The sequence below is a fragment of the Bacillus sp. SRB_8 genome (assembly GCF_003264205.1).
Classification (GTDB): domain Bacteria; phylum Bacillota; class Bacilli; order Bacillales; family Bacillaceae_G; genus Bacillus_A; species Bacillus_A mycoides.
The window spans coordinates 1-215 of the sequence record NZ_NADT01000029.1; the positions used below are offsets into that span (position 1 = coordinate 1).

At 34.0% G+C, this 215-nt stretch carries 1 pseudogene; it reads right to left on the reverse strand.

Going from position 1 to position 215, the window contains the following annotated elements:
* Positions 1 to 215 (reverse strand): annotated as a pseudogene (locus tag B5P40_RS33100) (hypothetical protein); the annotation flags it as partial.

The window sequence follows — 215 nt, forward strand, 5'->3', positions numbered from 1 at the left end:
TCATTTGCTGATGTAAGATAGGTTGCATTTGCTTCTATGTACACCTTGTTAGATCCTTTTTCAATTGGAATAATTGTAAATATGCTCCTATCTTCTGGGATCCAATTAGATGAAGCAGAAATATTCGTACTATCCTCCCATGTCCGCAAGACGTTATCCTTGTTTCTAATTTTCACAGAAATAGAAGAATATTCTTCATTTTTATGCTGTGTAAC